The organism is Bartonella queenslandensis AUST/NH15 (genome assembly GCF_000312585.1).
Lineage (GTDB): Bacteria > Pseudomonadota > Alphaproteobacteria > Rhizobiales > Rhizobiaceae > Bartonella > Bartonella queenslandensis_A.
In genome coordinates, this window is the sequence record NZ_HE998216.1 from 1 (window position 1) to 288 (window position 288).

The following is a 288-nucleotide window of genomic DNA, read 5'->3' on the forward strand; positions in this document are numbered from 1 at the left end:
CATAATCCCTCCAAAACCGAAAATCGGCAAACTGATTGAAGGGTCATTTGCATGGCTGCTTAAACAATATTTTAATAGCTCTGATTGGTATTGCCTTGCTAAAGCTACGAAAAGACAAAAAGAACTCATTCTTATGAAGGTATGCGATAGCATAGGAAACATCCCATACCAAGCAATTAATAAGAAACATATCGTAGCTGGTGTTGAACGCCGTAAAGAAACACCAGCAATGGCTAGAAACTTTCTGAAAGCACTTAATGGACTTTTTAATTGGGCAATTGAACAAGG

Annotated in this window: 1 pseudogene; it reads left to right on the forward strand. The window is 37.8% G+C overall.

What is annotated here, in order from left to right:
- Window positions 1-288: pseudogene (locus BN338_RS09945) on the forward strand (tyrosine-type recombinase/integrase); the annotation flags it as partial.